Annotated in this window: 16 protein-coding genes; 13 read left to right on the top strand and 3 right to left on the bottom strand. The window is 46.5% G+C overall.

Annotated elements, in window-relative coordinates:
• The first annotated feature begins 6 nt into the window (after window positions 1-6).
• The 9 genes from L6I86_RS34085 to L6I86_RS34045 all read left to right on the top strand — a co-directional run bounded on the left by L6I86_RS34085 (window position 7) and on the right by L6I86_RS34045 (window position 12,049).
• A complete protein-coding gene (locus L6I86_RS34085) occupies window positions 7-2,775 on the top strand; it encodes an adenylate/guanylate cyclase domain-containing protein (protein WP_236293248.1) in 2,769 nt (922 codons plus the stop codon).
• A gap of 53 nt (window positions 2,776-2,828) precedes the next feature.
• On the top strand, window positions 2,829-3,332 hold the full coding sequence (locus L6I86_RS34080; RefSeq protein WP_236293247.1) for a GNAT family N-acetyltransferase: 504 nt from the start codon (window positions 2,829-2,831) through the stop codon (window positions 3,330-3,332).
• Between the two features lie 30 nt (window positions 3,333-3,362).
• Entirely contained in the window at window positions 3,363-6,425 is a 3,063-nt protein-coding gene (locus tag L6I86_RS34075; RefSeq protein ID WP_236293245.1) for a HEAT repeat domain-containing protein, read from the top strand.
• Window positions 6,426-6,437: 12 nt separating this feature from the next.
• Window positions 6,438-6,875, top strand: a complete 438-nt coding sequence (locus L6I86_RS34070; protein ID WP_236293243.1) for an ATP-binding protein — start codon at window positions 6,438-6,440, stop codon at window positions 6,873-6,875.
• Window positions 6,872-7,207, top strand: a complete 336-nt coding sequence (locus L6I86_RS34065) for an STAS domain-containing protein (RefSeq protein ID WP_236293240.1) — start codon at window positions 6,872-6,874, stop codon at window positions 7,205-7,207. Before L6I86_RS34070 ends, L6I86_RS34065 begins: the two co-directional genes overlap by 4 nt.
• Before the next feature lie 36 nt (window positions 7,208-7,243).
• Window positions 7,244-8,677 carry a PP2C family protein-serine/threonine phosphatase gene (locus L6I86_RS34060; RefSeq protein WP_236293237.1) on the top strand — a complete coding sequence of 478 codons (1,434 nt, stop codon included), beginning with the start codon at window positions 7,244-7,246 and terminating at the stop codon, window positions 8,675-8,677.
• Window positions 8,678-8,808: 131 nt separating this feature from the next.
• Window positions 8,809-9,573 carry an eCIS core domain-containing protein gene (locus L6I86_RS34055; RefSeq protein WP_236293235.1) on the top strand — a complete coding sequence of 255 codons (765 nt, stop codon included), beginning with the start codon at window positions 8,809-8,811 and terminating at the stop codon, window positions 9,571-9,573.
• 41 nt (window positions 9,574-9,614) lie between these two features.
• The gene (locus L6I86_RS34050; protein ID WP_236293233.1) at window positions 9,615-11,513 is read left to right on the top strand and encodes a hypothetical protein; all 1,899 of its coding nucleotides are present in this window, start codon (window positions 9,615-9,617) and stop codon (window positions 11,511-11,513) included.
• A 14-nt stretch (window positions 11,514-11,527) separates the two neighbouring features.
• The gene (locus tag L6I86_RS34045) at window positions 11,528-12,049 is read left to right on the top strand and encodes a YbjN domain-containing protein (protein WP_236293229.1); all 522 of its coding nucleotides are present in this window, start codon (window positions 11,528-11,530) and stop codon (window positions 12,047-12,049) included.
• Between the two features lie 69 nt (window positions 12,050-12,118).
• Here the strand turns inward: L6I86_RS34045 and L6I86_RS34040 are convergent, their stop codons facing one another.
• Both L6I86_RS34040 and L6I86_RS34035 read right to left on the bottom strand, forming a co-directional pair.
• Complete coding sequence (locus tag L6I86_RS34040) at window positions 12,119-12,697, bottom strand: hypothetical protein (RefSeq protein WP_236293226.1); 579 nt, start codon at window positions 12,695-12,697, stop codon at window positions 12,119-12,121.
• 240 nt (window positions 12,698-12,937) lie between these two features.
• A complete protein-coding gene (locus tag L6I86_RS34035; protein ID WP_236293224.1) occupies window positions 12,938-13,594 on the bottom strand; it encodes a hypothetical protein in 657 nt (218 codons plus the stop codon).
• Window positions 13,595-13,726: 132 nt separating this feature from the next.
• Between L6I86_RS34035 and L6I86_RS34030 the strand changes: the two genes are divergently transcribed.
• Complete coding sequence (locus L6I86_RS34030; RefSeq protein WP_236293223.1) at window positions 13,727-14,197, top strand: GNAT family N-acetyltransferase; 471 nt, start codon at window positions 13,727-13,729, stop codon at window positions 14,195-14,197.
• Window positions 14,198-14,296: 99 nt separating this feature from the next.
• On the opposite strand, the gene L6I86_RS34025 is transcribed toward L6I86_RS34030, so the two are convergent.
• Window positions 14,297-15,169 carry a pentapeptide repeat-containing protein gene (locus tag L6I86_RS34025; RefSeq protein ID WP_236293222.1) on the bottom strand — a complete coding sequence of 291 codons (873 nt, stop codon included), beginning with the start codon at window positions 15,167-15,169 and terminating at the stop codon, window positions 14,297-14,299.
• Window positions 15,170-15,297: 128 nt separating this feature from the next.
• On the opposite strand from L6I86_RS34025, the gene L6I86_RS34020 reads away from it, so the two are divergent.
• The 3 genes from L6I86_RS34020 (at window position 15,298) to L6I86_RS34010 (ending at window position 17,516) form a co-directional block, all read left to right on the top strand.
• Window positions 15,298-15,723, top strand: a complete 426-nt coding sequence (locus L6I86_RS34020; protein ID WP_236293221.1) for a GTP pyrophosphokinase — start codon at window positions 15,298-15,300, stop codon at window positions 15,721-15,723.
• 82 nt (window positions 15,724-15,805) lie between these two features.
• Window positions 15,806-17,056, top strand: coding sequence for an ATP-binding protein (locus L6I86_RS34015; protein WP_236293220.1), 1,251 nt, complete (start codon window positions 15,806-15,808; stop codon window positions 17,054-17,056).
• 61 nt (window positions 17,057-17,117) lie between these two features.
• Window positions 17,118-17,516 carry a DUF1398 family protein gene (locus tag L6I86_RS34010; protein WP_236293219.1) on the top strand — a complete coding sequence of 133 codons (399 nt, stop codon included), beginning with the start codon at window positions 17,118-17,120 and terminating at the stop codon, window positions 17,514-17,516.
• Window positions 17,517-17,794: the final 278 nt, after the last annotated feature.

Below are 17,794 nucleotides of genomic sequence, written 5' to 3'. Positions count from 1 at the left end.
CAAGCGATGAAGAAATCGATTGCGGCATTGCTGCTCGTCTTGCTGCTACTGGGTGCTGCAGGTACTTACCTGGGCACACACCAAGATAGCATCCAGCTGTGGCCATGGAAAAAAAGCATGCCTTTCGACGGATTATCGAAGGCCATCTCAGACTCGCAGAATAACTTATTTGTCATCGATAACGCCAAGAAAACGATACATAAACTGGATGCCCAAGGGATTCTTCAATTTTCCATTACGAGTGAAACGGGGAAGAATGGTGAAGTCTATCGTTTTAACGATATGGCGGTCGATGATCAGGGCTATTTATATACGATTCGTACGTTATTAGATCCCTATGGGATTGCTGTTAAATCCGAACAAATTGTACGTTATAAGCCAAACGGTGAATTTGATCGCAGCCTTTTCACGCAGGAATATGGCGACGCACAAGTTAAGAGATATCGACTTGGCTCCTTGCGCAATGTGCAGGTACATGAGGGTAAGGTGTACTTTTTCAATGATGAAGTGAAGAAGTTATCTTTATACGAAACACCAGTTGGCAACAGTACAACCACTGAGCCTAAGTTAACGTATTCGATTACGCTTCCAGACAATAAATACGTGTCAGAAGCAGACGGATTTAAGCCAGGTGAAATTTATTATTCCACGCGAAGCGGTGAAATATATCGTGCTTGGAGCGAAGGTCGATCCGAACTGGTTTATCCGCTGCCTGGGATAGAACGCACTCGACGCAATTTCCCAGAGAGTTTCCACTTGGATCATCAGGGACGATTGATTTTCATTGATTTTAACTCGCGTATGATTACAAGGCTGGATCCGAAACAACCTTATGTATTAGAGGGGATTGTTAACGACGAGAAGGCCAAAGCGAGTGGCGTGGAGCTTGCTTTTGACGCGACTACGAGCAGTATTGGTCCAGATGGCAGTCTTATTATCGTAGAGTCAGCTCAAATTAATCGCCGACTTCCCGATGGTACGATTACGCCTTCCTTAGTTGAAGCGGAATTTAGCCGGTCTGCTCAAAACCATGCAATCCTGGTATGGTCGATTGCCGTAGCATTCATTTTGCTAGTGCTATATGCCGTCAAAATCATATTCGTTAACCTCCTGAAGAGACGCTTGCCGCTTATGGTGAAGCAAATCTTCATTCTCATTCCTGTCATTGCTTTCTCGATGATTCTTCTCTCTACCGTCATTTACAACAGTTTCTCTAAGAAAATGGAAGAAGAGACGTTTAGTGAGCTAATCTTACTTGCCAAAAACGGGCAAAACCTTGTTGATGGTGACAAATTGGAAAGCCTCACATCCCCTTTGGATTACGGAGGGACCACGTATCAATCTTTCCGCAAGAAGATTCAATCTGTTTTTGAAAACAATGCGCGGGATGATAATCAAGGCTTTTATAAGGCTGTATACAAATACGAAGATGGCGTCATTTATCGCATTCTAGAAGACGATGATGGCATGCATATGTTTAATCCTTTCCAACAAACGCCAGAGAACCAACAAGTAGTGCTGGAAGGTAAGACGGCAACAGGACAATGGGAAGATTTCTCAGGAGAATGGCGCTATGCCATTGCACCTATTTTTAACTCCTCAGGAAAAATTATCGGTGTTTTCGAAACGAGTAAGAACTTAGACGGCTTGCTGAAGCATCGCCAATCGGTTCTAAATTCCATTATTCGCAATATCGCTTTTATCTCGATAGGTTTGCTGCTTGTGCTTGTGCTCATGACGTATGTTCTTCTATCTTCCATTTGGAAGCTTCGCAACAGTGTCGGTGAAATTGCGAAAGGGAACTGGGATACTGTCGTTACAATTAATACACGGGATGAAGTGTCGGACCTGGGCGACAGTGTGAACATTATGGCTGCGCGGATTCGAGATTATATCACCAAGGTTGAGAATTTCAGTCAATCCTACTATCGATTCGTTCCGCAGCAGTTTCTGCGCTTCTTGAACAAAGAGAGCATCCTAGATGTCGAGCTTGGGGATCAAGTGGAGCAGCACATGTCCATTCTCATTTTTAACATCCGAGGATTTTACCAGTTATCCAAGAGACTGACGCCAGAAGAAAACTTTAATTTCGTCAACTCGTTTCTCAAACGATTCGGTCCGTATGTCCGCAAGCATGAAGGGCTTATGAATAAGTATTTGGGCGCAGGTTTTATGGCTTTATTCCCGAATCAGACGGATGAAGCGCTGCTCGCTTGTGTGGAGATGCGGAAGGAGCTAGATATCTACAACTCGCATAGATTGAGTGTAGGTTATTCACCTCTTGATTTCGGAATCGGTCTACATAAAGGACCTCTCCGCCTTGGCATTATTGGGGAGGAACAACGTTTGGAAGGCAATGTTATCTCGGACGGAGTGAACCTAGCGACCATGCTAGAGAAGATGACGGAGCCGCTAGGATCATCCATTCTGATTACAGATTCCGTGGTCAAGACCCTGGAAATGCCGAAGGATTTCCTCTATCGAGATCTTGGTTTAATTCAAGTGGATAGTGTGAAAGAGCCTCTGCACTTGTTCGATGTTTATCAAGGTGATGCAGAAACGATCCGTGCTTTGAAAGAGAAGACGAAAGCCTTGTTTGAGCAAGCTGTTACGTATTATCAGGTTGGACGGTTCTACGATGCACGTGAAGCTTTCTTGATGGTTATTAAACAGAATCGTCAAGATAAAGCAGCCCAATTGTATTTCTATATGTGTGATGAATATTTCCAAAAAGGTACGACTGGTGAATGGAATGGTACATTATCCGTTTCTTAAGATGATGCTTACGAAGCTAGTTTTCTTACGAAAACTTTTAAGGAGATTGTGAGATGCAAGTAAGTAATTGGACAGTGCATGAATTAACCAATGAGAAAGATGCGTTACGGATTACAGAGTTCTATCTATCACCTGTGTCTTTCGATGATCAACGTCATACACCAGGTGAGTTGGAACATTTCCGTCATGCGCCAATGCTTAGTTTATCTCAGCGCAATCACCGGCATTGGTATATAGAGAATGAGACGGGTGACATTATCGCCGTGACGAGCTGCAAAGAGAATGAGCATCAATCCGGCGGATTTCTCTGGGATTACTTAGCTGTTCATCGAGAATATCGTCGACATGGATTTGCAAAGGTGTTATTTCAGGCGCTAGAAACGTTTGCCCGTTCTGCAGAAGGACGTTACATTTTGACCTACACATGTGATTTACCGGAATACCTCCCCATTCAAAAGATGTTCAAAGCTAATGGTTTCGAACTCATTGGTACATATCCGAATTATTATTATGAAGGTGAAGCTAGACTAGCGTTTTATAAACCACTGTCCCCTTGACAGATAGACTAATAGATTGGACCTGATGATATGCAAGGAACCTTAAAAGGGTGGATAGGGCTGCGCACAGAAGACAGTCGTAAGCTTTGGATGATGCTGCCGATCTTTTACTTTAGCGGAATTGCGGAATCCTTAAATTACACGGCGTTCATGGCACTTTTTAATCAGCGCTTCGGCGTGCAATATTTGCCCTATATTTATATGGTTGAAGCTGCTATCATGCCGCTCGAAGGCTGGCTCTTGGCCAAACTGGCGAACCGACTCCCGAAGGCTAAGATGATGACGACGCTCTATCTTATTATGATAGGGCTTCTCTTCCTGAATGGTGTTGTGCTCTTGGGATTTAAGCTGGGTGGCATCGACTATCGCTACTACTATCCAATTCTGTTTCTCTCTTCTAACTTTGTCGTAAGGCAGCTAACCTTGCTCTTGTGGAGTACAGCGTTTGACTTGTGTCCTACTCAACAGGCAAAGCGACTAATGCCCGTTTTTATCGCTGCTACAACGACGGGTGGCATTACCGCAGGCTTGTTGGCCCATCAGCTTGGCAAACTACTTGGCACGGAAGCCGTGTATGCACTGGCGCCAATTCTCATGGTGTTCGGCTTCGTCTTCTTCCGAAGGGCACTTATGCGGTATTTAGTTCCGCTAACCCTGAAGGAAGATAAAAGAATGAATAGGGCCCAGCCCGTCTCCCTCACTGCTGACGAAGCGACACAGCCAACTTCCGGATACTATGCGAAGCAGATGCTGCGAAGTCCCTTCCTCCTGTGTGCGGTTGCTCTAATGACACTGATGCCGGCTGTTTATTTTATGATGGAGTATCAATATTTCACGGCTGCTGAATATAAGTTCTCTAATGAGGGAGATTTGACCTCGTTTTATGGCTTAATCACAGCGATTCAATTTACGTTCTGCTTATTGTTACAAACGGTATCTACGCGCTTAATGAACTGGCTAGGCGCCAGTAATATATTATTAGGCATCACGATCATCTTCTTCGGCGGCTTCGGCCTCACAGCATTATTCATGAATCAGTCGCTCGGATTGGTCATGGTTTCCGGATCATATGCGGTGTTTTATATTTTGCTGTACTACATTGCAGAGCCTTGTTATCAGCTTTTCTTCAAAATGATGCCAATCTCCAAACGGGATGGCTATCGTTATTTCGCGCAAGGGGTTGCAGCTTCTGGCGGTATTCTCATTGGCTCGCTCTTCTCTATGCTGTACTCGTTTGGTCTCCTTCAATTATCGCCTCTGGCATGGCTAGGCGTGGTGATTGCAGGAATTCTAGTCGTTGTAGCTTGGTTCGGCCGGAATTTGTATATTCGTGAATTGGTCAAAAGTGTTCAATCCCTCCACGGTGATTTATCAGAAATTGCGAGCTCTTTTATCGGGGGCATTCGCAGCTCCAAAGCGTTATCGGCTATTCTAGCCTATCTGAAGCATCCGAATGATTACGTGCGAGAACTAGCTCTAGAAATTATTGGTAAAGCCAAAGATTCCGCGTTCTTGCCGCATTTGATCCAAATGATTGGGGAAGAGAGCTCGCGGATTCGTATTGCGGTATTACGTGCGATGAACTTACAGGGTGCCACGATTCAAGACCTCGTGCAGGTCGCATCCTTCCTGGAGGATGAGGATCCAGAGGTTCGCGCTGAGTGCGTGAAGTTGATTTCAAAGGCTTCGCATCTGAAAAGTCAGTCCCATTTCTTTATCCGTGTAAAGCTGTTGGATACGCATCCGAAGGTTGTGCATGAAGGCGTCAAAGCCCTATACGCCCTAGAAAGTGAAGAAAGCTACGCGGCTTGTGACGAAGCCATTATCAAAATGCTAGATACCGGCGGCGAATGGGCCGTCTATGGCTGCCATACCGTAGCTGATTTGAAACTGAATACGTACACTGCTTGGGTCGTTTCGTTACTCGATGAGGAACGTCCTGCTGTGAAGGTAGCAGCTGCGCATTGTATCGGTAAGCTTCAGCATGTGGAAAGCATCCCATTGATGCTAGGTATGGTGTCTATGGCAGATCAAGAGCTGCGCAAAGCCATTCTGCAAGCTTTTGTGGATATGGGTGATAAAGCACTGCCGATCTTGCTGGAGTATAGTCACCATCCGAATCCATTCATTTGGAATGCCGTTGTAACCACACTCGCTGAGCTATTGGATGAAGGTAGACTGCATTCACTGCTCGTTGAACTGTGTGCGCAGCGTTTGCAAGCATCAACGCAAGAGCGTGCATTGCCTGCTGCGTTAGAGAAGCTTGGTCTGACAGGATTAGCGGAATTGGCGAAGGAACGATGTGGAGAGCTGCATGAGGCACTCATTGATGGAGCATGGACCGTCATGGCTAAACTCGTCGATGAGCGAATCATTATGATGCTGCGTGAAGCCATTCAAGACGAGAACATTGAACTTCGTGAGAATGGTTTAGAGGTCCTTGCGGAGGGGCTCGGCGATCGTAAATTGGCCTATGCGTTGTTAGACCAGTTAAAGCAACAAGGTGTGACAGATGTCATGGAGGAAATACAGCCGCTGGGGCTGCTGCAAGAAGCTACAACATGGTCAGATAGCTGGCTCAAGGATATTTCCATCTACGCACTAAGCGCATTGGAGCGTGCAGATATGAAAGAAGAACGTAAATTTTTAACCATGCTGGATAAAGTAATTTTCTTGAAGCAAGTCAGCTTATTCGCGGATTTGTCGGTTGATGAATTAGGGTTAATTGCGGGTATTGCGACAGAAGAAGTGCACGAGGATTTAACTTACTTATTGCGGCGGGGAGAATCGAACGCTGCCATGTATCTCCTTATTGAAGGGCATGTTGAATTAAGCAATGAGACGGGTGTCGGTGAGACATCGACGATTGGCGTTTTGGGACCTAAGCAAGCGGTTGGTGAAACGACTGCGTTAGATGGCTCCCCGTCATCGGTTACTGCACAGGTCATTTTTGATGAGGTACGTGTCCTTACTTTGCAAGGGGAGAGCTTGTCTCGCTTAGTGAGATTGTATCCGGAGATAGGGATCGGGATGCTTCACGCATCAAGTGCAAGAGTACGATTGCTTGAAAACATGCTGTTGAAAATGTCGTAGGAGTGATCGTCCTTGGGTATTGAGTCCATCGTATTGCGCAACGATTTACAAGAGCTAGAGCGTCTAGCGGCTTTTATCCAAGGCATATCAGGGTCCCTCGGCATGGATGAGAAGTCTCTGTTTCAAATCAATTTGGTCTGCGATGAGCTCGTAACAAACATTATTCTATACGGCTACCCATCTGCTCCTTATGGGATGCATACGATTCGCCTTGATGTTGGGCAAACGCCCGATGGTTGGGAGCTTTGTCTGAGCGATCAGGGAATTCCTTTTAATCCACTGCTAAAATCCAGCCCCCGTACCGACCAGAGCATCGAGGAGCGCGGGATCGGCGGGCTGGGTATCCATTTTGTCCGGCAAGTTATGGACGAACTTCGGTATGAGCGTTTGAATGGAGAGAATGTGCTGCTAATGAGAAAAAATCGGATCCAAGAGGAAGGTGTTTCATGATTATTACCGAGCAGTTACAAGGGGACATTGTGCTAGTAAGCTTACAAGGCAGATTGGATGGGAATACATCCGCAAGCTTGGAATCGGCATTTGCTAAGCTGGTGGAGCAAGGTAATGGCAAGTTCGTATTTAATCTGCAAGGGCTTGATTATGTCAGCAGTGCAGGATTAAGAAGCTTGCTATCTGCTGCCAAAATGGTCAAGGTCATTCAGGGGAAGCTTGCACTAGCTCGAATGAATGAGCAAGTGAAGGAAGTTTTTGATATGTCGGGCTTTAGCAGCATTTTCAAGCTGTATGAGACGGAAGATGAAGCGGTTAATGCCATTAAGTAAAGGCTAATTACATGACATACATAGGAGCTGAGCTGGATGGAGATAGTCGTAGGCGTGCTTGTTATCCTGTGTCTTGTGGCTGTCATCCAGTGGCAGCTTGGGCATCGAAAGCGGCGAGCAGCAGAACTAGAGCTGGAGCGAACGATGCAGCTTTTTGATGTGAGCCTGGAAGTAAACTCGACGATTCGCAAACAGGATTTGCTGGTCAAAATCATGGAAACTTCATCCCGCATCATGAATGCGGAGGCTTCGTCCGTTATTTTGGTCGATGAGGAGAAGGGCGAACTTTTTTTCGATCTTGCGCTTGGAGCCAAAGGTAATGAGGTGCGTGAAATCCGCCTCAAGATTGGCGAAGGTATCGCAGGCTGGGTCGCACAGACAGGGAAGTCGGTCAAGATTGACGATGCTGCGCGAGATGAACGCTGGTCGTCAAAGGTCGCGAAGCGCGTCGATTATCCAACCCGCAACATGCTCTGTGTTCCTCTCGTCAGCAAGGGGAAGATCATTGGCGTGCTGCAGGTGTTGAACAAACGGGGCGATGCACCGTTCACGGAACGAGATTTGCAGTTGCTAGAATCGATCGCTTCGCCAACAGCGGCTTCGCTAGAAAATGCCATGCTGTACGATGCACTTGAGAAGTCGGTACATGCATTGAAAGTTACGACGGCAGCTAAGGAACGTATGGAAAGTGAACTGCGTATCGCAACGGATATTCAGATGGGGTTTCTTCCTCGTAAAGGCTTAAGTCTAGAGGTTCGTGCTGCGGATGCTGAGGGTGGAATCGTAGGCGATGAGATGCTTCTTAGTGCCCAAGCGGATGCTCAGGCAATCATTCGACCCGCACGCGAGGTAGGCGGTGACTTCTATGATTATTTTCGTATCGACGAGAATCGTTTGTTTTTCGTGCTGGGTGATGTCTCTGACAAAGGAATTCCAGCAGCTCTATTCATGGCGGTGACAATGACGCTGCTCAAAGGAAAGATGTCCGTGGAGTTGACGCCAGGTGAGTTGCTGACGGCTGTCAATCAAGAGCTCTATAAGGATGACTCAACCATGTTTGCGACGATATTTTGCGGCGTATTGAACGTAGTGACAGGCCAGCTTTTGTATAGTGATGGTGGTCATTGTCCGCCTTACATTGTGAGAGCTAACGGTGAAGTTGAGCTGCTGAAAGGGAAAAAAGGACTCCCTCTTGGCGTTATGGACGACATGTTATATAGGGATAATGAGGTCACGTTAGATCTAGGAGAACGCATTATCGTGTTTACGGATGGCATTACGGAGGCTGAAGATCAACTTCAGAACCAATATGGCTTTGTCCGCCTAAAGGATGTATTGGTAAAGGAGCAGGCAAGTAGGCCTGAGCAATTGCTTAGTCATATGGTGCAAGATGTGGATTTGTTCGCAGATGGTGCCGTGCAATCCGATGATATTGCTGTGCTCATTATAGATCGCTATTCAATCAAATAGTAAACTCCGCTTCATAGCGTTGTGATATAGTTAATTGACAGACTTCTTGCTACTAAAGGGACGGATATGTAGAAGTGCAAATCAGGGTTCAATGAATGCATCCATCAAAAGCTCGCTAGGAGGGTTATGCCATGCAAAAATCCCATATTAACCGGCAACCAGATTCTTCTTTGCATACGAATCAGAAAAGTAATAAAAGTAATTCTCCTGTAACTTCCGATCTGATGAACATTCAACGTGCTATCGGCAATCGCGCTGTGGGAAATATGTTGAATATTCAGACCAAAATGACGGTTGGTCCAGCTGGTGATGCGTATGAGCAGGAAGCGGATCAGATGGGGAAACAAGCAGCGGACCATATTGCTGCTTCGGAGAGCAGCAGCGCTTCAAAGCCAGATGTTCAGCGCTCAGAAGGTCCAGAGTCGGAAGAAGAAGAGCTGCAGATGAAGCCATCATCAGAGTCGATTCAGCGGTCAGAAGGCGGCGAGTCGGAAGATGAGGAGTTGCAGATGAAGCCATCATCAGAGTCGATCCAGCGCTCAGAGGGCGGCGAGTCGGAAGACGAAGAGCTGCAGATGAAGTCGTCCTCCGAAGGCGGCTTTGAAGCTGGTGAAGGGATTGAGTCGCAGATTAAGGCGAAACAAGGCAGCGGCAGCAAAATGGACTCAAGCATTCAAGCGAAGATGGAATCGGCGTTCAAAACTGATTTCAGTAACGTAAATATACATAATGATTCAGAGTCATCGAAGATTAATAGATCTTTAGGTGCTGAAGCTTTTGCTACGGGTAATGACGTGTTCTTCAGGGAAGGAAGATACAATCCAGATTCACGCGAGGGGCAAGAACTGCTTGGTCATGAATTAACGCATGTTGTTCAGCAACGAGGCGGTAAGTAAAGCATACAAAAGAATATATTACATGAAGGAGCTAGGTAGAGATGCCCCAAGGAAAACAAGGCCAGACCAAACCAGTGAGCCCCTCGCATCAGCAACAGCAGCCATCGCTATCGGGCGCGACAAGTACGAGTGCCGCACAAATGTCACCTATGGGGACAAACATCTTTATGCAGATGCAGCGTACGGTTGGTAACCGTGCTACTCAAGCTTACGCGAATCAGGTCATTCAGCGTAATCCCAATCAAGCACAAACTCCAGTGCCCACCGTGTTACCGCCAGTGGCCTTTCACCGCCGCAGGTCAGGGACTGGCGCACCGCCAAGGCCAACAACTCCTGCACCAACTACGGTAATTGCACCGCAGTCAACGGCTACGACACAGACGCCAGCCCCAACGACGACGACTACATCGCAGACAGCTACAACCAGTCAGACACCAGCTCCAACACAAACGGGGACGGTTCAAACACCAGCTCCAACCGTGCTTGTGCCAACGGTACCCTCTGCCTCTACCATGCATCCTACAGGCGACGATACCAAGGATAAGGCAGATATGACATCTGGGGTTGGCGGAACGTTTTCCGACAGCTTTGGCAAACGGGCTGATGATTTGAAAGAGTCGTACGATAAGACGAAGGATGCTGGGACAGCGCAGCAGTCAGCAACCATGGGCGCTGTAGCTTCTACTGCAGATCTTGTGAGCGGTCCTTTCCAAATCATGAGTGCCATTCGAGAAACGCTCTCCGTTTCTGGTGATGCCAACCGGACGGGTCATAACAAACGTTGGCAATACGCAGGTACAGGATCGTCTATGATCGAATCAGGCGGTAAAATGGTCAGCGGCTCGGCTGGTTTAGTCGATAAAGCGGCCAAATCAACGGGGAAAGACAAGGGGGTCGGTGCTTCTTCCTCCGTCAGTGATTATGCGGGAACCGTAGCCGAAGCGATCTCCGCAGTTAAAAATACGATTATGGCCGTTAAAGGCATTTATGATATGTACAGCAAGGCCTCCGAAAATGGCGGGCTCGATAAAGGTGAGAAAGCAAGAGGGACGATCGAGATCATTAGTAATGCGATCCAAGCTGCGCAATCAGGTATCAAAGTGGCGAAAGGCATCATGGAGATCATGGAGACAAGCACGGCTAGCTTGACAGCTGTTATACCAGGCGTCAGCATTGCCGTAAGCGGTGTGAAAATTGCTATCAAAACGGTTGATGTGATCAAAGCGGGCTTAAATCGCAGCGCGATGACGACGATGAAACGTGATTTCAAAGGCAAAGCTGGGAATGCCGATATTCTCAAAGAAAAACGTTGGTACACGCGAAATGCTGGTGTCGACAAAGCGAAGCTAGCTACGAAAAAGGCGCAGTTGCATGCTGATATAGCGTCAGGTGATCCAGCTAAAGTAGCAGCAGCCAATCAGCAACTCGATGAAATCGCCCAATATGAATTGGCGAAAGAAATGAAGAATATTAACGTGAAGCGGACAGACCGAGGTGCTATTCAAATCGGTCTTGAGCTAACGAAGATCGCCGCCGATATTGCTACGCTTACTGGGGTAGGTGCTCAAGTAGGTACGCCGCTGAAAATTGTTGCCACAGGTATTGGTGCAGCTATGCCAATTGCCAGATCCTTAAAGCAAGCTGGACGTGATCGCGCATCGAAAGCAGGCGCATGGGGAATTACTAAGGCAGTCTTCAACGCGGATAAATCAACCGAGAAGAAGCTGGAAAAACGTGCGCATGACACAGATCTTATTTTTGATATGTTTATGAAGTTACCTGTCTACGTTGAGACGGACCAGGCAGTCGTCGCGCGTTACAGACAAGTAGAGAGTTTTGTAGAAGCAGCTGGTGTCAGCATTCAAGCATTGTACAAGTTCGAGAGCGATCCAGCTAAGCTGAAGGGCGCCATTGTTGAAGCAATGGGCAAGAGAGAATAGGAGATTGAACCGATATGTTGACTGAGCTTGCACATGCGCGTCATTTGGCGCAATTAGGGCAATTGAAAGAGATTTTGGATGAAGCAGAGCTCGCCACGAATTTACTAGAGAAATCCGAGGCAATCCCGCTGCATGTGCTAATGGCAGGGTTTCAAGAGGATAGCCAAGGAAGGGATCGTTTCCTTCACTTTAGCTTTTTACCGTTGAATGATGACGAAATTGTTGCTATTCAACTTCTACAGATTTACAGCACACTGCCGTTTCATCTGCAAGCAGATGCCCGTGAAGATGTAGCCGCGCTCTTGCTCGAAATTAATACACGCTTGCCGATAGGTCACTTTGGCGTGAATGAAGAAGGCGAGATCCACTATCGTTATGTGTATAGCCTATCGGCTTCACGCACGTTCGAAAGTGATGAAGTGTTAGAGATTCTTACCCTGTTCGTATACATGTGTGATATGTTTGCAAACCACGTTGAGCAGGTTGCCAGCGGTGAAGCGAAGGCAGAGCAGGTCATTCAGGCGTTAAGAGCATAGCAATGAATTGCAAAAAGACCCCCAAACCAGCAGATTGTGGTTTAGGGGTCTTTTTTATTTTACATGAATCTACAGAAGTGAGCTGAGTCGAATATCCAGTCTTGCTGCCACGCCAGCGGGATTGCTTGCACTGCGTGGTCCACCAAAGTTGAAGGCGATGATGACAATATCATTACGGCCGCGTCGTAAAAATCGTCTGACATTGAAGCTGCGCCCGGGGTTGAAGAAAGAAGGGGTGTTCTGTGGCGCGTCATAGACCAAGGGTACACCGTTGATGATGACAACTGCGTAGTTGTCAACGGATAAAAAGAGAGAAGCGCTCCGAATAGATCTTCGCTGCGAGAGCGAGAAGCGTGTCGAAATGACCGCATTTTCACTGCTCAGGTTGCCAGAGAACCAAACATAGTTGGCGTTGGCCACTGGTACCCATCCTGGGTCACGCGAAATTTCTTGAGCGTTGAACCAAGAGTTGTCTGTACCAATTGAGATTATTGTTTGGTTCGGAAACAAGCGGCCTGCTCCTAGTTTATTGTGCTTCTTCAGTTGAGCATGGTATAACAGATTAGCTTTCATTTTGGTGATTCCTGCGCTTCTAGGAAGTCGAACAATTCTACTCGGTTCTCCTGTAATACGTTTTTTGCTAGTCATCTCTCCATCTCCTATCAGAATATTGAATGCTTACCAAACTATTCTATGCTTGATAGATAGATTTGCAGCGGTTAAAGCTGATAGAGATACTAAATGTATGAGGACCCAATTCCCCACTGGAAGGACTATGAAGATAGGGTGTTGTGATGCATTAACGTCCCATTCTCGCAATTTATAAACAACTGAAAACCCTGAGTCCAGTGGACTCAGGGCTGTATCATTTCCTCGGAAATATTCGACTTATTTCACCTTGTTTTGCAAGAGTTCAACGAACGTCTTACCAGCATCTCCCATTTGTCCGCCTGCAGGACGATTGCCGCCACCAGTACCATTCGGTTTTTGTCCTCCGGCTTTCTGGCCACTTCCAGCCCCATCCGTGGCATTTGCTTTAGGCGTAGCTGAAGCATCTGGCGACTGCGCTTTACCTGCATCGCCGGAGCCACCATTTCGATTGCCTGAGCCCTGGCCATTCGGCCCGCCGTTGCCTCCGTTACCACGATTACTCATGCGTGTTTCTGCATCAGTTAAGAAGGTCTTCTGAGCATCTGTCAAAGTTGCCAGCAGCTTGGTTTTATTGTCGTCGCTGAGCTCATTCTTCGTGACGATATCCTGAGCGACAGGCAGCATGGCTTGTGCTTGCTCCTTCGTGATGGTCAATCCATCCGATTTGTCCATCATGGTCAGCATTTGGAACGTACTGAAGAGCTGTCTCTGTGCGGGATCCATCACAGGGCGATTTTGCCCGCCATTTTTTTGGCCATTTCCCGCTGCCTTCTCCGTTTGCTGCACTGGCTGAGAAGTGCCTGCTGCTGCGGTTTGTGTGTCAGATTGGTTCCCGCATCCTGCTAGAAGAATGGGGATCAGAATGCATATGCCTGCTAGTTTTTTCATATTCATACGTGTATGTATCACTCCTATTTTTAATTGTCCACGTTGTCATTGTACGATGGTAATATGAAAGAATAGCGAATAAATGCTGAAAGCCAGCTTAAAATTAGTGATTAAAATGCTATGAGGGGGGCAGCACCAATGGAGTTTAGGACGATAGATGTGGAGAAAGATCGAGAAACGATCATAGCCTTTCGGAAAGATTCCTATGTGGTGAGCTTCGGCAGTGAAGAAGGTTTCGGGGATGAGGATGACTACGTCAGACGGATTGCCGATCGCGTTAGGCGCTTTCCAGAAGGACTTGTGCTGATCGAAGAGGAAGGTCAACCCATTGGTCAACTGGAGCTTCAAATTGTTCTTCATGAGGGTAGTTATATCGGCTATGCGAACTTATTCTATTTAATTCCATCCTACAGAGGAAAAGGATACGGTCGACAGTTAGTGGCGTATGCGGAAGGATTCTTTGAGAAATATGCCGTAAAATCATATCATTTACGTGTGGCTCCAACGAATCTACCTGCGCTGCATTTCTACGAGAAAAGTGGCTTTCGCCTCTTAGAAAAAGAAGAAGATCATCCCAACGCTGTATGGCGAATGGTCAAGGATCTCTAAGACTTCTAATTGGACATCTATAGTCTTATCGGAAGATTAGCTGGAAAACCTCCCAGGTTTTCCAGCTAATCACCACAGGGCGCGCCGCACACAAATTGGCTACTCGCTGCTGAAGTGTGCAGGGGGTGTTAAGTATGCAGGCAGCTTCGTGTGCTTATCTCCTTTGGCGGCATTCACTTGAAATTGAGTAAGAAACAGACTGTCGCTCAAATCCGCTCCTCGAAGGTCGGTGTCCCTGAGATCCGCGCCGATGAGATCCGCTTTCCGCAGATCGGCACCTCGCAGATCAGCTGCTATTAAATAGGCTCCTCGTAGATTGCTGGCCCGGAGATCAGCACCTTTCAACTTAGCACCAATTAGATCGGCGCCTCTCCCATAAGCTTTACGGCGGCCTTTCGGGATAACATACTCGCGCAATGCTGCTTCGCGTACAAGCTCGCTTGCTCGAAGCAGCAACACATTCACAGCAGCTCGATGTGCAGCAACGTCCAGCGTGATCAGGCTATCGGGATCGAGGTTCGTGAGGCGTTCCGTTTCAGCGACCAAGGTGCTCAGTTCTCCATGAATCTCATCAGTCGATGGAAGGGTTAAGGCCTCAGTCAAATACCAGAGCAGCTCATGAAGCTGGCGCATCAGAGGAAATACCTCAAACATTTGCTTCGCGGTTTCAGGTGCTTTACGCCAGTCCGTACCACCGTAGGTGATCTGTGAAACCTTCTGCCCTGCACCGAAGCAGTCATACACGGTACAGCCTCGAAAGCCGATTTGGCGAAGCTGGGTATGAACACCACAACGAAAGTCGGTTTGTAAGTTTGTACAGGGTTGTCCAGCATCCTTATCGTTAGCGAAGTCCGTTGAAGCTGCGTAAGGCAGCGCAACACAACATAAACCAAAGCAGTTCTCGCAATCTCCTTGCATATGTAGGCGTTTACCAGCCGTTGTTATTTCTGAAAAGTTTTCATTCTCTAGCATATAATGAGGATCTCCTTGTTTGTTATCATTTTTACATTATACAACGCAGCAGCCATATGCAAAAACAGGGACTTATGCTATAACTGGTGAAAAAGCTATTTCACGAACAAGGTGAGAGGGTGACATCTATGAGCACATTAACGAAAGCCATTTTAATCGCAGCAAAGGCCCATGATGGTCAGGTAGACAAAGGGGGCAGTCCCTACATTTTACACCCAATTCGTTTAGCTAGCAGGGCCAAATCAACGGAAGAATCCATCGTTGCAGTCTTACATGATGTCGTGGAGGATTCGGATCTAACCCTATTTGATTTGAAAAAAGAAGGCTTTAGTCTACCTATCCTAGAAGCGCTAGATTGCCTTACTAGAAGGTCGGATGAAACGTATGAAGGATTTATTAAGAGGATCAAAGTAAACCCATTAGCGTCGGTTGTGAAGCTCCTGGATTTAGAAGATAACTGTGACCTCAGTCGAATAGAACAGCCTACCCGTCAAGACTATGAACGAATCGATAAATACAAAAAAGCGATAGCTGAATTGAAATATGGAAACTGACACCTGGGGTGTCAGTTTTTTTGTCGAAAAAGACTTGAAGCGAGAGGACATCAATCGACATACGAAATGAGCTTTTTGCAATATGATAAGTGTATGGGTACAGGCAGACTATATGAAGAAAGGGTTGATCGCCATGAACAACATAAAAATATCCTCAAAAGGTATCGAAAAAGCGCTTCGTAAGTTTGATTATTTGCAAGCTATTGCCGAATACATCTGGAACGGTTTCGACGCTGAGGCTACGGTGGTAGACATAACCCTTCATAAAAACATACTAGACGGCGTGGATCAAATCGTCATTGCAGACAACGGCTATGGCATTAAGCTGAAAGATTTAGAAGGAAAGTTTACGCCTTTCTATGAATCTGAGAAGAGTGTGGATCCTGATAAACGGGGGAGAACGACTTCGGCTATGCACGGGAAAAATGGGATAGGTCGCTTAACCTTTCATCATTTTGCTTCGGAAGCTATTTGGCAAACCACGTACGAGGATGGTCTCCTGCTCAAAAATACGTATAAGATTCATATTCAAGCGAAACAATTGGATGCCTATCATGTGACCAAGCCTGATCTAACGGATAAGGACAGAGGGACTACCGTCACGTTTAACAATATCATCAAGGAGTTCGTGGCCCAGGATTTCCTGGCATTTTTGAGCAGAGAATTCGGATGGTTCTTAGAACTGCATGCAGACAAGCCTTACACAATTCGTATTGATGGTGAACCGCTGGACTATGCTAGCTTGATTGCGGAGAAGGAAACCTTCACATTCGCCCATACGATGTCGCAGACGAAATTTCGAATCACGTATATTCGTTGGGAAGATCGCATGAATCATGAATATTCGAAGCTGTATTTTATTGACTCGAAGTTGAAAGAGCAGCATAAACAGCCCACAACGTTTAACAATAAAGGGGATTCCTTTTACCATAGTGTCTATATTCAGAGTAAGCTATTTGATCAGTTTGATTTTAGTAGTGAGAATCTAAGTGGGCAGCAGTCGTTTACATTCGGTGCGAGTCGCAAAAGCGATGCCTTTCAATATCTGCTAGATAAGCTAGGGACGTTCATTAGTGAGAAAAGGCAGCCCTATCTGCGGAAATTATCCGATGCTGTTATCAAGGAATTCGCTGAAGCGAAGGCGTTTCCGACGTTCACTGGTGATCCTGAGGCGGCGAACCGTCGGGATGAGCTCGAAGCTGCAATTCGTGAGTTATGTCATGCGGAACCTAAGGTATTCGCGCGATTGAATCCGGAACAGAAGAAAGTCCTTGCGCACTTGATCCACGCCGTTGGAGCAAAGGAACGTCAATGGTTGATGGCAGCTCTTTAATGTATACTGAGAGGAGATAAGTTATCCTTGGGTACTCTAGCTTTTGGAAGGAGCGCCGATAATGAATGTTGAAGAAGTGAAGCGAATTAGTGATATGTCTAAAAAAGAGCGTTGGCCCTACCCGCGCACGTTTCAAGCGCTATTGGATGCAGGTGTGACATCCTATCGAACGGAAGTTGCAGATAATTTCACGGTGTACATGGGTCAGGATGATCATTATGAGGACATGAATTCCTCGATGTCGGAGACGTCCGAAATTGCAGAGCATTACAATGGCAAAGAGGTGTTAAGAGGTCTCCAGCACCATCAGAAGCATCTTACGCCTTATGCGGATTTCTTGAAGGATATGGCGAAAGCCGGAGTTCATTATTACATCGTTGATATGGTTGACCGCAAGGTAACCTATACGAGTGGCAGAGCGGAAGAAGTCTACACAGAGGCTATTCCCGTATTTAAATGAGATCGTTTAGCTAAGCTGCGTCCTCAGAGGGCGTGGCTTTTTTCATATCGAGCAACTAACTGGATTTTCTCCATCTATTTTCACCATTATCACAATATTTGGTGAATTAGCTGTGTTTTCTACAGTTATTTTTCATTAAAATGACCGATTGTCCATATTTGTTATAAAATAACTACTTATTTGCAACTAGAATAAAAAGTGGACACCTCGTTAACAGATTTAAGATAATAGATACAACGAGGAGGTGTTCACAATGGGTGAACAACGGCAAAGGTACA

The organism is Paenibacillus allorhizoplanae (assembly GCF_927798215.1).
Taxonomy (GTDB): domain Bacteria; phylum Bacillota; class Bacilli; order Paenibacillales; family NBRC-103111; genus Paenibacillus_E; species Paenibacillus_E allorhizoplanae.
This window is presented reverse-complemented; position numbering and strand designations above follow the sequence as displayed.

What these genes read in the sequence shown, in the direction of transcription:
- L6I86_RS34050 (WP_236293233.1), top strand. Translation starts at nt 9,615, where the DNA reads ATGCCCCAAGGAAAACAAGGCCAGACCAAACCAGTGAGCCCCTCGCAT.
- L6I86_RS34075 (WP_236293245.1), top strand. Translation starts at nt 3,363, where the DNA reads ATGCAAGGAACCTTAAAAGGGTGGATAGGGCTGCGCACAGAAGACAGT.
- L6I86_RS34055 (WP_236293235.1), top strand. Translation starts at nt 8,809, where the DNA reads ATGCAAAAATCCCATATTAACCGGCAACCAGATTCTTCTTTGCATACG.
- L6I86_RS34040 (WP_236293226.1), bottom strand. Translation starts at nt 12,697, where the DNA reads ATGACTAGCAAAAAACGTATTACAGGAGAACCGAGTAGAATTGTTCGA.
- L6I86_RS34060 (WP_236293237.1), top strand. Translation starts at nt 7,244, where the DNA reads ATGGAGATAGTCGTAGGCGTGCTTGTTATCCTGTGTCTTGTGGCTGTC.
- L6I86_RS34035 (WP_236293224.1), bottom strand. Translation starts at nt 13,594, where the DNA reads ATGAATATGAAAAAACTAGCAGGCATATGCATTCTGATCCCCATTCTT.
- L6I86_RS34020 (WP_236293221.1), top strand. Translation starts at nt 15,298, where the DNA reads ATGAGCACATTAACGAAAGCCATTTTAATCGCAGCAAAGGCCCATGAT.
- L6I86_RS34065 (WP_236293240.1), top strand. Translation starts at nt 6,872, where the DNA reads ATGATTATTACCGAGCAGTTACAAGGGGACATTGTGCTAGTAAGCTTA.
- L6I86_RS34010 (WP_236293219.1), top strand. Translation starts at nt 17,118, where the DNA reads ATGAATGTTGAAGAAGTGAAGCGAATTAGTGATATGTCTAAAAAAGAG.
- L6I86_RS34080 (WP_236293247.1), top strand. Translation starts at nt 2,829, where the DNA reads ATGCAAGTAAGTAATTGGACAGTGCATGAATTAACCAATGAGAAAGAT.
- L6I86_RS34030 (WP_236293223.1), top strand. Translation starts at nt 13,727, where the DNA reads ATGGAGTTTAGGACGATAGATGTGGAGAAAGATCGAGAAACGATCATA.
- L6I86_RS34015 (WP_236293220.1), top strand. Translation starts at nt 15,806, where the DNA reads ATGATAAGTGTATGGGTACAGGCAGACTATATGAAGAAAGGGTTGATC.
- L6I86_RS34045 (WP_236293229.1), top strand. Translation starts at nt 11,528, where the DNA reads ATGTTGACTGAGCTTGCACATGCGCGTCATTTGGCGCAATTAGGGCAA.
- L6I86_RS34025 (WP_236293222.1), bottom strand. Translation starts at nt 15,169, where the DNA reads ATGCTAGAGAATGAAAACTTTTCAGAAATAACAACGGCTGGTAAACGC.
- L6I86_RS34085 (WP_236293248.1), top strand. Translation starts at nt 7, where the DNA reads ATGAAGAAATCGATTGCGGCATTGCTGCTCGTCTTGCTGCTACTGGGT.